The sequence below is a fragment of the Sphingobacterium sp. UBA3549 genome (genome assembly GCF_002376635.1).
GTDB lineage: Bacteria > Bacteroidota > Bacteroidia > Sphingobacteriales > Sphingobacteriaceae > Sphingobacterium.
Map to the genome: position 1 here is coordinate 27288 of NZ_DFOE01000034.1, position 18504 is coordinate 45791.

Below are 18504 nucleotides of genomic sequence, written 5' to 3' on the forward strand. Positions count from 1 at the left end.
ACATTTAGTGTAAGTAATTTTAAAGCGAATTTAAAGCGAATAATATGGGATTATTTGATAAAATCAGGAATGAGTTTGTCGATATTATCGAATGGGTCGATAATAGTACAGATACAATTGTGTGGAAATTTCCAAGGTATCAGAATGAAATAAAAATGGGCGCACAATTGACCGTAAGGGAAGGACAAGCTGCTGTATTTTTAAACGAAGGTGTGGTGGCTGATGTCTTCTTTCAGCCTGGTCGTTACGAATTGGCGACTCAAAACATGCCGATCATGACAACCATTAGGGGCTGGAAGTATGGATTCAATAGTCCTTTTAAAGCGGATGTTTATTTTGTGAATCTTCGTCAATTTGTTAATCAGAAATGGGGTACCAAAAATCCAATCATGTTGCGGGATCCTGAATTTGGCCCCATTCGACTCCGAGCTTTTGGTAATTTCTCCTTTCAAGTGAAAGATGTTACTGTTTTTATGAAACAGCTTGTTTCAACGACGCCGGTATTTACGGTTGAAGATATCACAGAGCAGCTTCGAAACATTGCGGTATCGAGAGGGATGGATGCTATTGCGGAGTCCAAAATTCCTGCTTTGGATCTTGCATCCAACTACGATGAAGTGTCGGCCTTAATACAGCAGAAAATTGCATCCGATTTTGATGAGTTGGGGTTAAGTTTAACGAAGTTTTTAATTGAGAATATTTCTTTCCCAGAGGAAGTTGAAAAGGCACTTGATAAGCGAAGTAGCATGGGAGTTGTTGGTAATCTTGGGGCATATGCTCAATTTCAAGCTGCTAATTCGATGGAGAAAGCTGCAGAGAATCCAGCTAGTGGAGGTATCGTCGGCGCGGGTTTTGGCGCTGGATTGGGGGCAGGAATGGTTGGTCAGATGGGAAATATCTTTCAACAAAATAGTTTTGATGGAAACAATCCAACTGGAGTAGCGGGCGCAGGTGCTTCTTCTACACCCGCGGGTCCACCGCCGCTACCTAACAGCGTAGCTTATTATCTCGCGATTAAAGGAAAACAGGAAGGACCATTTGATCATGAGCAATTGAGTAGCCTTGTCAAGGATGGCACGCTGAATACAGCTACCCTAGTGTGGAGAGAAGGACTTGAGAACTGGATTGAAGCTGATAAGGTGAGCGATTTGAAAGGACTTTTTTCACAGATTCCGCCTCCAATACCGGGAGTTTAGGAAAGAAACGCATGACTGTATTGTATGAGTTTTGAAGAAAAAACCTCCGAGATAGAACAAGGACTGAAATGTCAGGGTTGTGGTGCAATTTTGACTTATCAGCCCGGTACTTCCTATTTAGCATGTTCCTATTGTGGAACCAGAAATGAAATAGCTGATCAGTTGCCAGAAAATGGGCGTATTGAATCAACGGATTATAAGGTCTTTGGAGCCGCGATGGAAGAACTCGAAGATGACCGATATAGTTATTTAGCTGAGGTTGTGCATTGCGGAAACTGTGGTGCAAATTCAAGGTTAAATGCGCACGTCACAGCGGATTTATGTGCTTTTTGTGCTTCACCATTGGTCATTGACCATCAGCAAAAACGTATTGTAAAACCGCATGGTGTTGTTCCTTTCGGTGTTGACTATAAAAGTGCCTTTGGGCTATTGACGCAATGGGCCGGGAAGGTATGGTTTGCACCGAATGACTTTAAGCGGATTTTTAACGCTAGGAATGACCGTCTAAAGGGGGTATATATTCCTTTTTGGTCTTATGATGCAGATGTGAATTCTGATTACGTTGGATCCCGAGGTGAGTATTATTATGTGACAAGGACGCGGCGTAATTCGGATGGCGAAACAGAAGAATACGAAGAAAGACGAACCAATTGGTATCCAACTTCGGGTACTGTTTATAGCCAATTCAAGGATATTGTTATTTCTGGATCAACCTCCCTTCCGGAAAAGTTTTCCGAAAAGATCGGGCCGTGGAATTTAGGTTATCTAAGACCTTTCAATGAGCAGTATTTGAGTGGTTTTATCGCGGAAACTTTCAGTGTAGATCATGTGAAAGCAGCAACAACTGCACGAGCGATTATGGACCGGGAAATCGAGCGACAGGTTGAGAACGACATCGGTGGCGATACGCAGGATATCGATTCCATTGACAGTGATTTTAAATCCATTAAATTGAAATACATTCTTTTGCCCATTTGGTTATCTGCTTATCAATACAAGGGAAAGAGTTATCAGATCATGGTTAATGCATTTAACGGTAAAGTTTACGGGCAACGGCCTTATAGCTTTTGGAAAATAGCTTTTTTGGTATTTGCGATCCTTATTGTTCTGTATTTATTAAGCTTTATGGGATAACAAATAGGTTAGTAAAAGAAAGCGCTGTCCTCAAACGAAGAGAACAGCGCTTTTTTGTATGCTAAAAGGTGCCTATTTGTTCAACGATAGTAGGAATCCAATGGTAAAGTTGGCATCCCAGTCAAAAACAAAGGTATCGCAGTTGGTCGCATCTTTAATTGCTTTATAAATGTTAACGCCGCTTTTTGTTTTTATTTTATCTGCGTTGTAGGAAGCTGGGTCGTTCAGAACGGTAAAACGTTCTTCACCTTGGCGCGTTTGTGAGGCAAGTTCAAAAGGAACGCCCCCTATAATAAAACAAACTTCTCTTTTATTTTCAGGAATCTTTTCACCTAATTTTTTTACTTCTGCATAGACAGCATCATCTTTGAGATCTTTCTCATAGTACTTTGCTCCAGGTGCTTCGACAGATTTTGTATCGCCATCGATCCATGAAATTTTTGTGTTACCAGACCCGATGTCAACAACAAATGCATTGTCTTCATATGCTTTTGGAAGGACCGATTTTAATGCAAGCTTTCCTTCTTGCTCTGCTGTAACCAAGTTGACCACAAAGCCCATTTTTCTAAGTTCACTACTAATGATAGTTGTTTTGGGTTCCTTTTGCGCTCCAGAGCTAATGACGAAATGTATGTTTTTCGATTTAACACCTTTATCCAGCATCATGCCGATATAGTCTTTTAATCCTTTGCGAATATCCTCGGTATTTGCCAATCCTTCATAAGCAAAAGACTTTCCAAAATCTTTGGAAACGATTTCCCAACGATTCTCTTTATCCATATTCACGACGAAGGAATTGAAACCAGAGGCGCCCACTTCAACCACTCCTTTGTATTCACCGTCAACAGGCTTTTCAGGTTGATAGTTGAATGAACGAGTGTCTTTCGAGCCCGATGAGTGGTTTGAATCCGCATTTTTGTGACTGGTTGAGTCTGTTTGTACAGTAGGGTTAGCATCAAATTTGCCCGATTGCATTGCCCAGTAACCGATTGCCAGAATAGGTAAGGCAATAATAATTGCTTTTATAGGCCATCTTAATCTTGCCCATGTTGATTTTTCTTCCATAATGTTGAAGTAATATAATTTTATAGTTAATCAAGTAGTGTAAATCCTTTATCCACTTTCTCTTCGGGCTTGAGCTCGTAGCTGGCGTCTGTCATCTGCGTTACATTCAACACCTTCAGATTACGTTCGTCTACTTTGCGGATGAATTCTTCCAGTTCACCCTGCGTTGGCGCTCCGCCGACAGTGATGTTGTTGTTTTGATCCAAGAAATCCAAATTGGACCGAATAGATGCTATATTTTGACTAATGGCACCTGTTGCGGCATTCATCGCTTCCTGAAAAGCCCAGCCATCTTTGATATTGAATACATCTGCAAGGCCGTCGGTGGCATTTTTCATTTTTTGGGTCGCTTCTAGCTTCTTGGAAATAATAGAAATGCTGCTATCTAAGGTGCTAACATAAATTCGGGCGGCACTTTCATTGTCTTTGAGTACTTCCAACACTTTAGCAAACTGATTGGCATATTGGACGTAGCTGCGCGCATTTTGCTCTTCTGATTCTCCTTCTTTTCCTAATAAAAAGGCTTTAGTACGGGTTTCTTTAGCATCTCTGGCATAAGCATTTGCTTTTTCTGCGTTATTTTTACTCGCTTCTTCTTTTGATTTTTCGTCGAGATTAGCTGCCTCTGCTGTAAAACGTTTGGCATACGTATATTTTTCTTCCGCAGTTTTCTGTGCTGTTTCGCCACTTTGAATCATATCAATGCGAACTCCATCGACATTGCTAATTTTTTCCTTTACTCGTTTCAGCGTGTCTTTTGCATCTCTTGATAGCAATTGTAGGGTCTCTATTGGGTTATTTCTAATGATTGATTTTTCTCCTTTAAAGAGTAAAACGGTGCCAAGGCGATGCAGTAGTGCGATGATTTTGGGGGCTAACAACAATAAGGTAATCAGGATAATACTAAATATGACAAAAAGTATGCTTTTTCCAGCATACTCCAACATAATCGGTAAATATTTGAAAAATGCAAATGCGCCACCGAGTAAAATTGCCCAAAAGAAAACCTTTGACGCAGTTTTTTTTGCTTCTGGGGATTGTAGCTGTGCAGGCAGATGATCGCCCAATACTTGAAATATCGGAAGTTGCGTCTTTATCTCAGCGGGAATGTTAACATATTGATCTTTTCTTTCCATTGATTTATTTTTATGTTATTGATTGATTAATCATACGCAATGCCGTATTGATTTCGGTAACGACCTCATCAACGGCTGCACTGCCGATGTTTATTTTTTGTTCAATGTCTTTAATTTTGGGTTCGTACTTTTCATTAATTTGCCCCAAAGCGAGCTGTTTTTTCTGTAAATCATCTTGCAATTTTGCAATATTTTCCGTTATTGTTTTGATTTCAGCATTCAGATTTGCAATCTCCAAGGTTCGGTCCTGTTCAGTCTTTTTCTTTTCAGCCTGTTTCTGTTCCGATTCTTTGGCAATGGTTTCTTTGAGTTTATTAGCATAATTTGTGCCAGTTGCTATCAATTTTTCTCTGGACAACGAACTGTCTACAAATTTAAGCGAGGTATAAGCTGCTTTGAGGGTGTTTTCCTCGACTTTACCCATTGCTGCTGCTGCATTCCATACCTCAAAAAAGTCTACCCCTTGTTCATTTAGTTTTTCCAGGATAGCATAGACCTTTAATTTCATCTCTTTAAGGTCGGTAGTTCCATCGTTGGCCGTTATGGGTATTGGGGGAGGTGTTTTTCCAGTTGTTGGCGGAGCTGGAGAATAGGATGGTTCCTTATAAGGGGTGTTTGGAATAGCATTTGGTGCAGGCGCCGATGGCGTTTGTGGGTGCTGGTTTTGTTGAGGTTGATCATCTTCAAAAATTAATTTCTTCAGACTGTTTAATATACCAGATCCTCTTTTAGTGTCGTCGTTGCTCATCATGTCATAGTTGCTTATATCTTTACTAAAATAATAAAAATTACTATTCTCTACTGGATTGACCGATAGAAAATCTATAATGGATGGGAAGAGCTATAGGCTGACATGAAAAGATGAAATTCTATTTTAGGGACTGAATTAGCTCTACGGGCATTGTAGACGGCTAAAAAAAGAGCGATAGCCCATCAATAATTGGTTATCGCTCTTTTGTTCATGGCGGTTATTGAATATTATCTGCCAAAATCATCCTGTACGCGAACGATATCGTCTTCGTCAGAAGGGTTGTTGGCATCTGTATGTTGCCAAATTTCTGCTAAAATACCGAATCCGTCCAATCCAATTAAACGGTGACGTTGTCCTTGGCGCAATCGGATTGTTTCCCCTTCTTTCAATGTAGATACAACAGATTCTTCATCTGTGTCAGAAACCATAACCCCTACGTTACCTTGGATAACCCGCCAGATTTCAGCCCGACGGTGGTGATATTGCCAAGATAGTCTTTTATCCGGTGCAACAATTAGAATTTTAGGACTTAATTTTCCGGATATTCTTAATTCTTGTACATCCATTCCGCCGAAATATTCATCGGCAAATTCCTGCGCCTGCGATTCGTCAATGACGAAAAATCCGCCCCAAGGACGCGCTGCATCTGATTTATCGATACGAAAACCTTTGGAAGTCAGCATTTCCTGTACATTTTCAAACAATGCAATTTTATCTATAGCCATATTACAATTCTAAAAATTTGTTATTCGTTAATTTAGCAGCTAAATATAAAAAAAAATCTATTAATAATTTAAGTTAACCGTTTTAGCAATATTTACATGCCGACTATAGTCGTTTCTTTGGTCGTGTTCAATCGCCATGTGCCGGGTAAAGTTAAAAATGAAATTGCTAATTTTGTGATCAATCTAATTTCAGGATATGTCAAACTTTCAAGTCGATCGGGAAAATACTGCATTTATGCAGGCTGTTGCTTTCGTTAACCAAACGAATCAAAACGTATTTATTACAGGGAAGGCAGGTACCGGAAAGACGACGTTTTTGAAGTATATAAAGGAGCATAGTTACAAGAAGATGGCGATTACGGCACCTACTGGCGTTGCGGCGATGAACGCAGGCGGAACGACTTTGCACTCTTTATTTTGGCTTCCTTTTGGAACTTTTATAGAAGATTATGAGTTGCGGTGGGATGAGCAGGATAGTCATATTTACAATAAATCACGTCTTTTTAGCACGATTAAACTGACGAAGCAACGCCGGGCGATTTTGCAGGAACTTGAACTGTTAGTGATTGATGAGGTCTCGATGGTTCGCGCAGATACCTTGGATGCGATTAATGTTATCCTTCAATCTGTTCGTCGCGATATGCGGCCTTTTGGCGGATTGCAGGTGTTGTTTATCGGAGACTTGTACCAGTTGCCGCCTGTCGTGAAAGATGCAGAGTGGAATGTGTTAAAAGATCATTACTCTTCTGTTTTCTTCTTCAATGCCAAGATATTGAGAGATAATCCTTTGGTGATGTTAGAACTTAATAAGATCTATCGTCAGCAAGATGAGGGCTTTATTTCCATTTTGAATGCGATACGAAACAATCAATGTACAAGTGATATGCTCAAGACCCTAAATGGTTACTATCAGCAGGACTTTGTTCCAAATGAAGCAGAGCAATATATTACATTGACCTCTCATAATCGAAATGCCGATGAAATAAACGGTGCTAAATTGGCATCATTATCTGGTAAAATGTTAAACCTTAAAGCGGTAGTAAAGGATGATTTTGCACAGGGCTCCTATCCTGCAGAGGAAACATTGTCATTGAAAATAGGAGCACAGGTCATGTTTATTCGCAACGATTCGGGAGATGAACGTAAGTATTATAATGGTAAGATAGGTACGGTAAAGGACATAGACACTGTGCAAGGAACTGTAACGGTTACCTTTCCTGATGGATCGGAGTCCGTAAGCGTTAAAAGGGAAACCTGGGAGAATATCCGTTATAATTATGATAAGGGGCAGGATCAGATCAAGGAGGAAATTTTAGGTACATTTTCACAATTTCCGCTTCGGCTCGCCTGGGCGATCACTATCCATAAAAGTCAGGGCTTAACATTTGAAAAAGCAATCATTGATGCGGGTACCTCTTTTGCAGCAGGTCAGGTTTATGTTGCATTGAGCCGTTTAACGAGTTTAGATGGACTTGTATTAAAGTCTATCATTCCTTCTTATGCCATTCGTACCGATTATCAGGTCGTTGAGTTTGCACAGCGCGCGCAGGCGCAGCCTGATATCAATTCGATTCTGGAGCAGTGTCAACGGAATTACCTTGGTCAGATTTTAATGCACGGTTTTCGGTGGGATGGCTTATTGGCGGAGACGTCTGATTTATTGAAGTCGCTCGAAGAACGTAACATTGATGGTAAGGAACAAGCGGTATTGTTTTTTCAGCAACTCGTCAAGCACCTGCAAATGCAAGAGAAAGTTGCCCATAAGTTTATCGTTGTTTTATATGATTTATTACGTGATAAAAATGCAATTGATTACGATGTTATCTGTGAGCGTTCTACCGCGGCAGTCAATTGGTTTTTGCCAAAAATGGATACCGATCTGATTGATGCGTTGAACAAACATATTGAAGAATATCAGATACGAAAACGTACCAAGAAATATATTGACGAGCTCAAAGCGCTATTGCTTGATTACAAGCGAAAACGCGAACAGTTGCAGCATTGTCTGCTTATTGCTGCTACACTATCCAAGCGGGAAGATTTTCAAACGGCCATGTTGGATGTAGCTGCCAGTGTGAAGACCAAAGAGAAAGATGATTTGGCTGCACAAACTGCAGAGGAAGAAGGGCCTAGAAAATTAGATACCAAAGAGATTTCTCTAGAAATGTTTAAGGATGGAATGAGCATTGCTGATATAGCAGGTAAGCGCGGGATGGTTGCAGGCACTATTTACGGACATTTGATTACCTTTGTAGGTACAGAAGTGGAGGCTACAGACTTGATCGAGCAAGAGAAGTTGGATCGTATACTAGAGGTGATCCGGACAAACCCGGATAAATCGTCTTCTGAACTTAAAATGCTTTTGGGGACAGATATAGACTACCCAGATATTAAAATTGGACAAAAAGTTTTGGGATTGTAGGCAATAAGGATTTATGATGTATATTTGTAACAAATATTGTGATGTAGTTTGTTGAGAGCCCATTGATAACCTTACGATTTCTTATGGAAGACAAGAAAGATCCTAACAAGTGGCTTGTGTTGACAACTATTTCTACTCAAATGGTTTTTACCATTTACGTATTTTATTTATTAGGAGATTGGTTGGACGGCAAGTTTCATAGTGATAACCAATTATGGATGAAAATCTGTACCCTTGCTGGGATTGGGATTTCTCTCTACCAGGTCATTAGACAAGTGAATCGATTAAACGATAGATGATAGTATATTTAAAGCAGGCACTTATTTTATTTTTTGTTGCGGTATTGGTATTTGCCCTTCATTTCTTTTTGTTAAAATCTTTTGATGGAATACAAAATCTTGACGATCTACATTTTCCATTGTATGAAATATATGTTTTTCAATTGATTTTATCGATTATTATTATGGCAGGAGTGCGTTACTTTTCGCAGCAATTCCCACCATATGTCGGTTTTATTTTCTTAGGATTATTGACGTTAAAATTTGTCCTAAATTATTTGTATATCCATAGCGGGCTAGCAAAACCACATGCTGATATTTTAAAATATAACTATTTGATCGTTGTCGTTTTATTCCTTTTGTACGATGTTGGATTTGCTTATAAGGCTTTAAACAAATCCTAAGGGAGAAAACGATAGTTTTTTCAAAAAAATGTAATATTAAAGTAGCTTTTGTGCTTTATATGTAGTATTTTCGCAAAAATTTTAAATAACATAATAGTAGTATCGTGAGTCTTAAAAGAACACTTCAATTTTTAGCAGTTATTCTGTTTGCAGTTGCGCCATTTTTAACAAAGGCCAATGAGAATGCACACGGAGAAAAATCGCAGGCTGAGGAAATCAATAGCCATATTGAGCATCACTTACAAGATGATTATTATTTTAGCTTCTTTTCCGACGAAGAGACAGGTAAGCATTTTGGCTTTTCGTTGCCAGTTATTTTGATTGACAATGGCTTGAAAGTTTTTATGGCTTCTGCATTTGATCACGGTAATAAGGTTGCTGAGGTTGATGGTCAATACTATGCATTATACCATGGGAAAATTTATAAGACCGATGCTACTGGTAATTTAGCTGGTCATGAATACCTCAAAAATGCCGATGGTAGTTATGTTATGACTGTAAACGAGAATGGAAAGGAAGTGAAAAAGGAATTTGAAACTTCTTATGTTGTCGGTTCTCATGAAATTCATGAAGCTACAGATTTTCATCCGTCTGTAGACATGCCTTTAGATTTTTCGATCACAAAGAGTGTTGTAGGTTTATTTTTGGCTGCGTTTTTAATGTTTTGGGCATTTATAAGTTTGGCTAAAACTTATAAAAAAGGTGCTAACAACTTACCTAAAGGTGTAGGACGTGTATTAGAGCCTTTGGTTATCTATGTGCGTGATGAGATGGCAATTCCAAACATTGGTCATCGTTATAAAGAATTTATGCCCTATTTATTGTCTGTATTTTTCTTGATCTGGATTTTGAACTTGGTTGGTTTGACACCACTAGGCTTTAACGTGACAGGTAACATTACAGTAACATTATGTTTGGCTCTCTTTACTTTTTTAATTGTAAATATCAAAGCAAACGCAAACTATTGGAAACATATTTTCTGGATGCCAGGTGTTCCTGTTCCATTTAAATTCGTTTTGGCACCAATTGAAGTGTTGGGGTTGTTTACAAAGCCATTCTCATTGATGGTTCGTTTGTTTGCAAATATTACAGCTGGTCACACGGTTGTGATGGGATTGATTGCAATTGTATATTTATTGCAACACCAATTGACAGTGGTGGGTAGTATCGGTGTTTCCATGTTCTTAACAATCTTCTTGATGGTTATTGAATTATTGGTTGCCTTCTTACAAGCGTTTATTTTTACGATGTTGTCATCCTTGTTTATCGGTATGGCTGTTGAAGAACATCACGATCATTAATTAGCAAATTTTTTAATTATTCAAATCATACATTATGTACAATTTAATTGGAGCCGGTTTAATCGTTATCGGTGCAGGTTTAGGTTTAGGTAAAATTGGTGGTTCTGCAATGGAAGCTATCGCTCGTCAACCAGAAGCAGCATCTAAAATCCAAACTGCAATGATTATCATTGGTGCCTTACTTGAAGGTTTAGCATTCGGTGCTTTATTATTAGGTAAATAGTCACAACGGTTTTATGATATAACCTGCAACGGTTGGTTGCAGGTTATATTATTCCTGAATCTTAAAAAATAAAAATTATCATTATATAGTATAACAATGGATAAATTAATACATTCGTTTTCGTACGGTTTGTTTTTTTGGATGGTCATCGTCCTTGTAGTTATTATCTTTTTATTAGGTAAATACGCTTGGAAACCAATTGTTGATGCCCTAGACGAACGTGAAAAAGGTATTGCAAGTGCTTTGGAGGCAGCTGAAAAAGCTAAATTGGAAATGGCTCGTTTAACAAATGAAAACGAACAATTACTGAAAGAAGCTCGCGCAGAACGCGACGTTATCCTTAAGGAGGCAAAAGAGCTTAAAGATAAGATCGTAGCTGAGGCAAAAACTCAGGCGCAAGCTGAAGGGGCAAAAATGATTGCTCAAGCGAAAGAGGAGATCAATGAACAAAAGAACAAAGCTTTGGCTGAGGTGAAGTCTCAGGTTTCTTCTTTGTCTTTGGATATTGCTCGTAAAGTGTTAAACAAAGAATTTGAGGACCAAGGAAAGCAAGAAGCTTTAGTAGCAGATTTGCTTAATGACGTTAAATTGAACTAATCCGGTCACTCAAATTACGAAATAGAATTATGTCAGTATTTAAAGTAGCATCGAGATATGCGAAGGCATTAATTGACTTGGCAGGCGAGCAAGGCTCACTGGAAACAATCAAGACCGATATGGATTCATTCATTGCGGTTTTGAAATCCAGTACCGAATTGCAAGCTGTTTTGGCCAATCCTATTGTCCCTTTGGATAAAAAGAAAAACATATTGGATGCGCTATTTAAAGATAAGATCAATCCAAATATCTTGGCGTTCTTTAAGATCATGATCAATAAAGGTCGTGGCGAAATTGTATATGCCACTGCTCAAGAATTTATTCGTGAGTATAATGAGGTAAAAGGAATTGTGAAAGCTACAGTTACATCTGCAGCACCACTTTCTGAAGCTAATTTGGCGGCGATGAAAGATGTACTTGCAAAGGAAACCAATGCTCAAGTGATATTGGTCAATAAAGTTGATCATCATTTGATCGGTGGTTTTGTGGTCAATATCGGCGATCGCCAGATTGACGCAAGTATTGCTGGTAAGTTGAATAAATTGGAAAGATATTTAAATCAGAATAATTAGTTTTTTTCTGAGATTTGAAGTAAAATAAATCAAAAAACCCCTTATAATAATTAAAATGATAGAGGTAAGACCAGATGAAGTTTCGGCAATTCTAAGAGAGCAATTGTCGGGCTTTAAATCAGAAGCCGAACTAGAGGAAGTGGGTACCGTACTTGCTGTAGGTGACGGTATTGCTCGTATTTACGGCTTAACTAAAGTTCAGTCCGGTGAGTTGGTTGAATTTGATAACGGATTACAAGGTATTGTATTAAACTTGGAAGAAGACAACGTCGGTGTTGTACTTTTAGGTCCTTCTGATGAAATCAAAGAAGGAGATACTATTAAACGTACTAACCGTATTGCATCCATCAAAGTTGGTGAAGGCTTGTTGGGACGTGTTGTAAATACTTTAGGTCAACCAATTGATGGTAAAGGACCTATTCAAGGTGATTTGTATGAAATGCCTATTGAGCGTAAAGCTCCAGGTGTTATCTACCGTCAGCCAGTAACTGAACCATTACAAACAGGTATTAAAGCGATTGATGCGATGATTCCAGTTGGTCGTGGTCAACGTGAGTTGGTTATTGGTGACCGTCAAACAGGTAAAACAGCTGTTTGTATTGATACAATCTTGAATCAGAAAGAATTTTATGATGCAGGGCAACCTGTATTCTGTATCTACGTTGCCGTAGGTCAAAAGAATTCTACCGTTGCGAATATCGTGCGGACATTGGAGGAAAGAGGTGCGATGGCTTATACAGTAGTTGTTGCTGCATCTGCTGCTGATCCTGCTCCACTTCAATTCTATGCGCCAATGGCAGGTGCTGCTATCGGCGAATTTTTCCGTGATACAGGCCGTCCGGCATTGATCGTTTATGATGATTTGTCTAAACAAGCTGTAGCTTACCGTGAGGTTTCATTATTGTTGCGTCGTCCACCGGGCCGCGAAGCCTACCCTGGTGACGTATTTTATCTACACAGCCGTTTGTTGGAGCGTGCAGCGAAAATCAACTCTTCGGATGATATCGCACGCAACATGAACGATTTACCAGAATCAATCAAACATTTGGTGAAAGGTGGTGGTTCATTGACTGCACTTCCAATCATCGAAACACAAGCGGGTGACGTTTCTGCTTATATCCCAACCAACGTAATTTCAATTACAGATGGTCAGATCTTCTTGGAGTCTAACTTGTTTAACGCAGGTATCCGTCCAGCGATCAACGTAGGTATCTCTGTATCTCGTGTAGGTGGTAACGCACAGATCAAACCGATGAAGAAAGTATCGGGTACTTTAAAGTTAGATCAAGCGCAGTACCGTGAATTGGAAGCTTTTGCTAAGTTTGGTTCTGATTTAGATGCTGCTACAAAAGCTGTGTTAGACAAAGGGGTTCGTAATGTTGAAATCTTAAAACAAGGTCAATACTCTCCAGTTTCCGTAGAGAAACAAGTTGCGATCATATACATCGGAACTAAGGGTTTATTGCGTAATGTTCCTGTAAATAAGGTTAGAGAATTTGAAGAGGAGTTCTTAACACAATTGGAACAACGTCATCCAGAAGTGTTGGCAGCATTTAAAGCTGGTAAGTTCTCTGATGAATTAACTGCAGTATTAGAAACAGTAGCTAAGGATTTAGCATCAAAATATTAATAGTAATGAGTATTTAGTATTGAGTCTATTGACAAGGCTCGATACTCAATACTAGGTACTTAATACTTAAAACAAATATGGCAAATTTAAAAGAAGTAAGAAACCGGATTACCTCCGTATCATCAACGCAGCAGATTACAAAAGCTATGAAGATGGTTTCGGCTGCTAAATTGAAGCGCGCTACTAACGCTATCTTACAATTGCGCCCATATGCGAATAAACTAAGAGATATTTTGGCGGATGTTTCTGCAAGCGTGGAGGGAAGTAATTCTCCGTTTACTGTAGATCGCGAGCCAAATAAGGTGTTGATCGTTGTTGTTTCTTCTAACAGAGGTTTGGCTGGAGCATTCAACGCAAATGTTATCAAAGCAACTAATAACTTGATCGCTAACAAATATGCCGAGCAACATGCAAAAGGAAATTTGAGTATCATTGGTATTGGTAAAAAGGGTTATGATTTCTTTTCGAAGCGTAACTTTAATGTGGTAGCTAATCACTCTGATTTGTTTTCTGATTTAAATTTTGGTGGGGTATCCGTGGTGACTGAATTTATCATGGAACAATTTAAAGAAGGTAATTTTGACCGTGTTGAAGTGGTGTACAACCAGTTTAAAAATGCTGCAGTTCAAGAGCTGACAGCGGAACAGATTTTACCTTTAATACCACCAGCCCAGGAAGACAAACAACATACGCATAAAGCAAAAATAGAAGCTGAGGTGGATTATATCATCGAGCCTTCCAAAGAGAAGATTATCGAAGAGTTGATTCCTAAAGCAATCAAAATTCAATTATACAAAGCTGTTTTGGATTCAAATGCTTCTGAACATGGAGCACGTATGACAGCGATGGATAAAGCGACAGAAAATGCAGGTGATTTATTAAAATCATTGAAGCTATCGTATAACCAGGCACGTCAAGCAGCAATTACAACAGAACTGACAGAGATCGTATCAGGGGCCGCTGCTTTATCAAACGGATAGTTTTTATTCGGGTAAAAACAAAAAAAAGGTGCTGATCTTATGATCAGCACCTTTTTTTTGAACTAAATTACCATCGAATTAAGGCTGATCCCCATGTAAATCCTGCTCCAAAGGCGGCCAGACAGATAAGATCACCGTTTTTAATTTTTCCTTCTTCCCAAGCCTCGCATAGTGCTATCGGCACAGAGGCTGCAGTGGTATTGCCATATTTCTGAATATTGTTGAATACCTGATCTTCCCTTAATCCAAGTGTTTTCTGTACAAATTGAGAAATACGAAGATTGGCCTGATGCGGAATCAATAAATCGATATCATTGGTTTTTAAATTATTTTTTTCCAATGCCTCTTGAATTACTTCAGGAAATTTGACAACAGCTTTCTTGAAAACAGCCTGTCCATCCATATTTGGAAATGCAGTCCCGTCTTCGAGCATCTCTTTGGTCATCAATAATCCTCCTAATTCCTGCTCGGGCCATTTGGGCATTTCATCCAGCCATATTCCGCTGGATGCCCCCGGGTAATACATAGCTAGCTTTTCGGCTTCTGCTCCGTCTGAATGTAAATGTGTACTCAGTATACCTTTGCCATCTTCCGCTGTTGGTTGCACGACGACCGCTCCTGCACCATCGCCAAAAATTACGGAAACAGCTCGTCCCCTGGTTGAAAAGTCGAGGGCAAAAGAATGTTTTTCTGAGCCGACGACCAGCACATTTTTATACATACCTGTTTTTACAAATTGGTCGGCTATAGAGAGGGCATATATAAATCCCGAACATTGGTTTCTGACATCCAGTGCGCCAACCTCATTCATCCCCATTTCCCTTTGTAGTAAAACCGCACAGCCCGGGAAATAATAATCTGGGGATAGTGTTGCGAAGATGATAAAATCAACATCCTGAGCGGTAATTTGGGCACGTTCTATAGCAATTTTAGCCGCTTCGACTCCCATTGTTGTGGTGGTCTCACCGATTCTGTCAGCATATCTACGTTCTTTAATTCCTGTTCGTTCCTGAATCCATTCGTCACTGGTATCCATAAAGCGTGTAAGATCATTATTGGTATAGACGTTTTTTGGAACGTAATAGCCGATTCCGGCAATTTTTGACTGTAACATAATAAATTCTGCTAATTGATTGTATTCTTCCCTTTTATAATGTCGTTAATTTAGAAAAAAATATTCTATTTTTGCAGCATGGGTACCCAAACTGCTGAAGAAACCTTTACGTTAGAAGAGATTTTAGCCTCTGTCAAAGAGTCTAATCGACTCATTTTATGGAATGATGAAACCAATACGTTTGAACATGTGATTCACTGCTTGATTTATCATTTGCAATATACCGAAAAGCAAGCCGAGAAGATTGCCTGGAAAGTACATACTGAAGGAAAATGTGCTGTATTGGAAGGGAGTTATACGGAGATGGAAATTTATCGCAAAATTTTGAAAGCCGAAGGATTAACTGTCTCTGTAGAATAACTTGCCATTCTTTTGTTACCGTAATAATCTGGTTACGCTTCTGTTTTGTCTATAAGTTTTAGTTTTCTTTGTAGATCATAACTATAAACTAAGCTGAAGCTCTCATGTTGTTTAACGCTAAATCGTTTAAATCTTTTTTATTTTTATTGTTTTCACCTGTTTTTCTTTTTGCTCAAACGGGTCAAATTAAAGCTATTTTAGTTGATAGCGCGACCGCTAAGCCTATATTATCCGCGAGTGCCACACTCCTGGATGCGAAAAATAATACCGTTGTGAAAGGTGGACAGTCTGTAGACCAAGGATTTCTTTTATTATCTGATATTAAACCCGGTAAATACAATATACGTTTTTCCTATGTCGGCTATGAAGCAAAATCTATTGATGCTGTAGAGGTCTTAGGAGGAAAGAGTAAAGATTTAGGCCGAATTGCTTTGAAGTCCATAGGTAATATCTTGAATGAGGTGGTTGTTGAAGGTAGGGTTCCAGCCATGCAAATTGGTATAGACCGTAAAACGTTCAATGTAGGTGAGAGTTTGGTGAGTGCTGGCGGAACTGCAACTGATGTATTAGCTAATGTCCCAACCCTACAGGTTGATCAGGACGGATCGGTCAGTTTGCGTGGGTCGAGTAGCGTGAAAATTTTAATCGATGGCCGAGAGTCCGCTTTAGCCGGAAGCGATGTGACTTCGTTGCTTCAAAGCCTACCTGCTAATTCAATCGATAAAGTTGAGGTCATTACCAATCCTTCTTCCAAATACGACGCTGAGGGACAGACTGGGATCATCAATATTGTTTTAAAGAAGAATATCAGAACCGGATTAAATGGTTCTATCAATACTTCTGCCGGGTCTTATGATAACTACATGGCAGGACTGACCTTGAATTATAGGGATAAAAAGTTTAATTATTTTGGATCTTATAATTTCAACAAACGCCATATGGTTGGAAGCGGTGCCGTTGATAATATCTTTAAAAATAACAATAGCCAGATATCAAATAATTCGGAATCATCAAGAAAAGGTAATAGTCATACGATAAAAGCTGGAGTGGACTATAGTCTTTCTGATAAAACTTCCTTGAGCCTTTCTGGTAATGTGAGCATAAGGGATAATAACCGTGGTGAGGACTTATGGTACCGTTATTTTAATCACCCAACCTTATCCGGCACGAGCACTAGAACTTCTCGCCAACTCGAGGATGATCTGGGCTATGAATTTACAATGGATTTTAGACATCAATTTAAGAGATCTGGTGAAGAACTGACCGCTAATGCCAGCTATGGCCGCGATAAGGAAGATGGCACAAATGTTTTTTTACAGGAGTTTACCTCTGGAACAACTAGTACAGGCCGAAATAATGTCAGTTCGGAAGACGGTAAAAATATCAATATACAAGCGGATTATGTGCTCCCTTTTTCAGAAGAGAGTAAATTTGAGGCAGGTTATCGTTCGCAAATCAGAAAGTCATTTGATACTCAATTCTCGGATACGTTGTCGGTAGCTAATGGTAGCTATCTGCCAGACTATGGCATCAGCAATGATTTTGATTTTACGTCTACTGTTCATGCCTTATATGCCAACTACCAAGGGAAACTATCGGATAGAATAGGTTATCAAGTAGGTTTGCGTGCTGAGCAATTTAACCTAAATTCTACTTACTTTTCAAAAGACCCAACTGTTATTGACAAGGAAACTAAGGCCAGTCAAGACTTCTTTCGTCTATATCCAACCTTATTTTTAACATACAATGTTGGTGATGACGGTGATAAAATTCAATTCAGTTATTCTAGAAGAGTTCAGCGAGCGAGAGGTTGGCAAGTCAATCCATTCTTGAATGTTTCAGATGACATGAACAGACGGCAGGGGAATCCCAATCTGAAGCCTGAAGATGTTCACGGCTTTGAGCTGAGTTTTGCCAAAACCTTCGGTAAGGTGAATTTGATTTCTTCTGCGTACTTCAATCATACCAATGAGGTGATGCAGCCTTATGTTTATTTTGTGGACACCTTGAGCAGTGTGACCTACAGCCGATGGGAGAACTTGACAAGTAGAAATCTCTCCGGATTTGAATTTATCTCTAAAGTCAATGCGACTAAGGATTTTGATTTTACATTCAATCTTAATCTGATCAATATCAATTTTAAGGCGAATGAGGCTTATAATGTTAAAGCATCCAATGGTTTTGCATACAATACCAACTTAACGGCTAATTACCGTTTTACGCCAACGTTTTCCGCTCAAGTTCGTGGTGAATATAACTCTTCGCGGGTGATGGCACAAGGAAAGATGAACGCTATGAAAGGTGTTGATGTGGCATTGAAAAAAGATGTGCTAAATAAGAAGGCATCTATTATGTTCAATGTTAGAGATGTATTTAATACACGGAAAATGCAGGGCTTTACTGAGACACCACAATTGAGTTCTAATTTTGAACACCGCTGGATGAAGAGAATGTTTACTTTGTCGCTTTCCTACCGGTTTGGTAGCCAAGATTTAAACAAATCAAAGAAGAAGGTGTCAAACACAAATGAAGTAGGGGAAGGAGAGGAATATTAAAAAATATTGCTCTTTGTAATCCCAAATGCTTAAATTTAATTTTAAAACAAACCTAAAACTA

At 39.1% G+C, this 18504-nt stretch carries 18 protein-coding genes; 13 read left to right on the plus strand and 5 right to left on the minus strand.

Features of this window, described 5'->3' with window-relative positions; translation table 11 throughout:
- Positions 1-44 precede the first annotated feature (44 nt).
- Positions 45-1196: an SPFH domain-containing protein gene (locus tag B2W36_RS16560; RefSeq protein ID WP_293888794.1), complete on the plus strand. Its 1152-nt coding sequence runs from the start codon at positions 45-47 to the stop codon at positions 1194-1196.
- 24 nt (positions 1197-1220) lie between these two features.
- Positions 1221-2330 carry a zinc finger domain-containing protein gene (locus tag B2W36_RS16565; RefSeq protein WP_293888795.1) on the plus strand — a complete coding sequence of 370 codons (1110 nt, stop codon included), beginning with the start codon at positions 1221-1223 and terminating at the stop codon, positions 2328-2330.
- Between the two features lie 72 nt (positions 2331-2402).
- Here B2W36_RS16565 and B2W36_RS16570 read toward each other — a convergent pair whose 3' ends face one another.
- The 4 genes from B2W36_RS16570 to B2W36_RS16585 all read right to left on the minus strand — a co-directional run bounded on the left by B2W36_RS16570 (position 2403) and on the right by B2W36_RS16585 (position 6007).
- Positions 2403-3395 (minus strand): hypothetical protein, encoded by a 993-nt coding sequence (locus B2W36_RS16570; RefSeq protein ID WP_293888797.1) that lies wholly within the window; start codon positions 3393-3395, stop codon positions 2403-2405.
- 26 nt (positions 3396-3421) lie between these two features.
- Positions 3422-4531, minus strand: a complete 1110-nt coding sequence (locus tag B2W36_RS16575; protein ID WP_209581360.1) for a hypothetical protein — start codon at positions 4529-4531, stop codon at positions 3422-3424.
- Between the two features lie 10 nt (positions 4532-4541).
- A complete protein-coding gene (locus tag B2W36_RS16580) occupies positions 4542-5282 on the minus strand; it encodes a hypothetical protein (protein WP_293885305.1) in 741 nt (246 codons plus the stop codon).
- Between the two features lie 227 nt (positions 5283-5509).
- Positions 5510-6007: a phosphoheptose isomerase gene (locus B2W36_RS16585; protein ID WP_209581364.1), complete on the minus strand. Its 498-nt coding sequence runs from the start codon at positions 6005-6007 to the stop codon at positions 5510-5512.
- Between the two features lie 196 nt (positions 6008-6203).
- Here B2W36_RS16585 and B2W36_RS16590 point away from each other — a divergent pair, with 196 nt between their 5' ends.
- From B2W36_RS16590 to atpG, 9 genes are all read left to right on the plus strand, one after another.
- A complete protein-coding gene (locus B2W36_RS16590) occupies positions 6204-8429 on the plus strand; it encodes a helix-turn-helix domain-containing protein (RefSeq protein ID WP_293885303.1) in 2226 nt (741 codons plus the stop codon).
- Positions 8430-8512: 83 nt separating this feature from the next.
- On the plus strand, positions 8513-8728 hold the full coding sequence (locus B2W36_RS16595) for an AtpZ/AtpI family protein (protein ID WP_209581368.1): 216 nt from the start codon (positions 8513-8515) through the stop codon (positions 8726-8728).
- Positions 8725-9111 (plus strand): hypothetical protein, encoded by a 387-nt coding sequence (locus B2W36_RS16600; RefSeq protein WP_293885301.1) that lies wholly within the window; start codon positions 8725-8727, stop codon positions 9109-9111. The genes B2W36_RS16595 and B2W36_RS16600 overlap by 4 nt, the downstream gene beginning before the upstream one ends.
- A gap of 104 nt (positions 9112-9215) precedes the next feature.
- Positions 9216-10412 (plus strand): F0F1 ATP synthase subunit A, encoded by a 1197-nt coding sequence (atpB, locus tag B2W36_RS16605; RefSeq protein ID WP_293885299.1) that lies wholly within the window; start codon positions 9216-9218, stop codon positions 10410-10412.
- A gap of 34 nt (positions 10413-10446) precedes the next feature.
- Entirely contained in the window at positions 10447-10635 is a 189-nt protein-coding gene (gene atpE, locus B2W36_RS16610) for an ATP synthase F0 subunit C (protein WP_021188666.1), read from the plus strand.
- A gap of 96 nt (positions 10636-10731) precedes the next feature.
- Positions 10732-11232 (plus strand): F0F1 ATP synthase subunit B, encoded by a 501-nt coding sequence (locus B2W36_RS16615; protein ID WP_209581373.1) that lies wholly within the window; start codon positions 10732-10734, stop codon positions 11230-11232.
- A 29-nt stretch (positions 11233-11261) separates the two neighbouring features.
- Positions 11262-11804: a F0F1 ATP synthase subunit delta gene (locus B2W36_RS16620; RefSeq protein WP_209581382.1), complete on the plus strand. Its 543-nt coding sequence runs from the start codon at positions 11262-11264 to the stop codon at positions 11802-11804.
- Between the two features lie 55 nt (positions 11805-11859).
- Positions 11860-13434 carry a F0F1 ATP synthase subunit alpha gene (atpA, locus tag B2W36_RS16625; RefSeq protein WP_209581384.1) on the plus strand — a complete coding sequence of 525 codons (1575 nt, stop codon included), beginning with the start codon at positions 11860-11862 and terminating at the stop codon, positions 13432-13434.
- A gap of 77 nt (positions 13435-13511) precedes the next feature.
- Complete coding sequence (atpG, locus tag B2W36_RS16630; RefSeq protein ID WP_293888800.1) at positions 13512-14414, plus strand: ATP synthase F1 subunit gamma; 903 nt, start codon at positions 13512-13514, stop codon at positions 14412-14414.
- Between the two features lie 67 nt (positions 14415-14481).
- Here atpG and B2W36_RS16635 read toward each other — a convergent pair whose 3' ends face one another.
- A complete protein-coding gene (locus tag B2W36_RS16635; protein WP_293888802.1) occupies positions 14482-15528 on the minus strand; it encodes a 3-oxoacyl-ACP synthase III family protein in 1047 nt (348 codons plus the stop codon).
- Positions 15529-15606: 78 nt separating this feature from the next.
- On the opposite strand from B2W36_RS16635, the gene B2W36_RS16640 reads away from it, so the two are divergent.
- Together B2W36_RS16640 and B2W36_RS16645 are read left to right on the plus strand one after the other, a co-directional pair.
- Positions 15607-15888, plus strand: coding sequence for an ATP-dependent Clp protease adaptor ClpS (locus B2W36_RS16640; protein WP_209581393.1), 282 nt, complete (start codon positions 15607-15609; stop codon positions 15886-15888).
- 104 nt (positions 15889-15992) lie between these two features.
- A complete protein-coding gene (locus B2W36_RS16645; RefSeq protein ID WP_293888804.1) occupies positions 15993-18443 on the plus strand; it encodes a TonB-dependent receptor domain-containing protein in 2451 nt (816 codons plus the stop codon).
- The last annotated feature ends 61 nt before the right edge of the window (positions 18444-18504 follow it).